The organism is Chamaesiphon sp. OTE_8_metabat_110 (assembly GCF_031382685.1).
Lineage (GTDB): Bacteria > Cyanobacteriota > Cyanobacteriia > Cyanobacteriales > Chamaesiphonaceae > Chamaesiphon.
Map to the genome: position 1 here is coordinate 1 of NZ_JANMZA010000553.1, position 2,715 is coordinate 2,715.

3 protein-coding genes are annotated in these 2,715 nt (G+C 46.2%); 2 read left to right on the top strand and 1 reads right to left on the bottom strand.

The genetic code is table 11. The features are described 5' to 3' along the window. Nucleotides 1–397: uroporphyrinogen decarboxylase family protein (locus tag RMO52_RS20005; protein ID WP_310417774.1), on the bottom strand; the 397-nt coding region annotated here is incomplete at its 3' end. A 410-nt stretch (nt 398–807) separates the two neighbouring features. Between RMO52_RS20005 and RMO52_RS20010 the strand changes: the two genes are divergently transcribed. Together RMO52_RS20010 and RMO52_RS20015 are read left to right on the top strand one after the other, a co-directional pair. Beyond that, on the top strand, nt 808–1,542 hold the full coding sequence (locus RMO52_RS20010) for a PsbP-related protein (protein WP_310417775.1): 735 nt from the start codon (nt 808–810) through the stop codon (nt 1,540–1,542). 148 nt (nt 1,543–1,690) lie between these two features. Beyond that, on the top strand, nt 1,691–2,715 hold a 1,025-nt coding region (locus RMO52_RS20015; RefSeq protein WP_310417779.1), incomplete at its 3' end, for a cryptochrome/photolyase family protein.

A 2,715-nucleotide genomic window follows, 5' to 3' on the forward strand; every position in this document is an offset into this window, starting at 1 on the left:
GTAAGGTGCCCAAAATTTCTTTAATAAAGGGCAGCGACTCTTCCGGATTGAGAGGATGGAGGGCGTCGATTTGTGCCTGAGAGCGAATCGCTGGCTCGATAATTGGCCCTTTGCTCTCGATGATGTCAAAGGGAATTCCCAAGCCTGGGAGGGGCGTGAGGATGTCGGAGAACATGATGACGCCATCCGGCTCGAACGCCCGCCAGGGTTGGAGGGAGATTTCGATCGCCAGTTCGGCTTTTTCGGATCGATCGCGGAAGGAGGGATATTTGTCCCGTAAGTCACGATAAACTTTCATATAACGTCCCGCTTGACGCATCATCCACACTGGCGGTCGATCGAGTGTCGCACCTTTGGCCGCACGTAACAATAGGGGTTCTTGATTTATATCTGTCATTGTTAACTAATTTTACAGTTATTTAATATAGGATTACCGATCGGCTAGCAGGATAAAACTGGCTCTAGTTCGAGAGACATAGATCCCAGAATACCAAACTAGCTACCCTTTTTTCCGAGAAGCTGTTAGTATCGATCGGATTTTTAATACTTCAGCTTCCGGGAATAGTCGGGGGTCAGCTCCGCCAAATTAGGATGATTTGGGCCGATCGATGTAGGGATAGATACTACGACAGTAATAGGTCTAGCAGCGGGCTGGCTCGGTATTGCTGGTGCTGAGATGACGATCGGGTGCTGGTGGGAACTGTGGGGATGCGATCGAGCATGACATGAGTTCGATCGACATGTAAATGTAAGTTAGGATATGATTACATAAATTCTTAGCTATCCCGAACCTTTTAAATCGATTTTATGAATAGATTTTCAATTGCTTTAATCGCGTCAACTTCTCTTTGCAGCCTAACTATAGCGGAGAAAAGTTTTGCCGTGCAGCAAACTTGTTCGCTCTCCCTAACATGTAATCGATCGATTAGTAGTATTCAAGTTTACAATACTCGTCATATCGTTAAATCTACCAGTAGCAGTAGTGAAAGATCGGCATCACTGAGTATTAAATCTAAGGAAGATTATAAAACTCAATTGATTAAGATCGGCGATCTAAAGCCCTATAATCACAAAAATAACCTCTTCTCAGTATCCATCCCATCAGGGTGGAACAAAACCGATACCAGTAAGGCTGACGAAACGATCGTCACATGGGAAGATAAAACTGGGAATGCAGTGGTATCGATCGATATTTTTGATAATATTCCTGAATCAGAAATTCAGAATAATCCCGAATCTCTAGGTAGATTTCTGACTAAAACAGTAAATGATATTTATAAAAAGAGTCTCAAAAATGTCACCGTCAATCAGCCGGACGATCTCGGCAATGGTGTAGTGAGGCTATCCTGGGCGTATGAAAGTGAAAGTAGCGGTCAAAGTGTACCAATGAGTGGAACGAGTTTTATTCGACTCGATCGCAATCGGATTTCGTTGTTTACAGATATCATCCCTACCGAACAATTCGAGCGGATGAGATCTACACTCGATACAATGGTACAGAGTTTTACCGTCAACAGTGAGATTCCGCTGCCCAAGCCTTAGCGGCGATTGGGCGTAGAGGACTGGGGGACGGGGAGACTGGGTGATTGTTCTATTCACTATCCACTATTCACTATCCCCTATCCCCTACCCCCAGATAGATCCACCCGCGCGATCGAGAATTGTTACAATGTGAAAAAGTGCCATTTCCATGTCAGATCGAGCTAGCATTGTTTTTCCCAATCAACTTTTCCGGCAACATCCCGCATTACATCCGGGCGGAATTGTTTATCTAGTTGAAGAGTGGCTGTATTTTCATCAATACAACTTCCACCAGCAAAAATTGTTATTACACCGCGCGACAATGCGGATGTATGCAGATCGCCTGACTCAGCAAGGCTACCAAGTACGCTATATTTCAGCGACGAGTGCCGAATGCGACGTGCAAAAACTTTTACCCCTCATCGCTAGTGCTGGAGTGCGCGAACTCCACTATGCAGATGTCGTAGACGATTGGCTTCAGCAGCGGTTGACGGCGGGAGCGCAGCAGCATCAGCTCCAATTACAGCAATATCGCTCGCCCAATTTCCTCGAAGATCCTGCCGAAATAGCCAAGTTATTTGATAGTCGCAAGTACCTCAAACAGACAGATTTCTACATCAACCGCCGCAAACATCACGAAATTTTAGTCGATAAATTTGATAAACCCGTGGGTGGCAAGTGGACGTATGATGTTGATAATCGCCAAAAATTCCCCAAGACTCGATCGACTCCAGACTTCGATTTACCCGCATTGAATGAGTACGTGCGAGAAGCACAAACTTATGTGCGCGAACATTTTGGCAATAACTATGGCTCGGTAGAGCAGCCCTTCAAGCAGGGCTTTTACCCGACAACATATAGCGAAGCCGATGACTGGCTCAAAGATTTCCTCACCGTGCGCTTTGCTGAGTTTGGAGTATATGAAGATGCGCTGGTTTTAGCAGAGCCAATCTTGCATCATTCGGTACTCTCGCCGCTGCTCAATAGTGGATTGCTCTCGCCACAACAGATAATCGACGCGGCTTTAGAAATGGTGGATAAAGTACCACTCAATAGTCTCGAAGGCTTCATCCGACAGATCGTCGGCTGGCGCGAGTTTATGCGGATTACCTACGAGCGCCGGGGTAGATTCCAGCGCACGCACAACTATTGGGGTTTTACGCGCAAAGTACCCGAGAGCTTTTGGAACGGCAC

Coding starts and splice junctions, on each gene's coding strand:
- RMO52_RS20010 (WP_310417775.1), top strand. CDS start 808: ATGAATAGATTTTCAATTGCTTTAATCGCGTCAACTTCTCTTTGCAGC.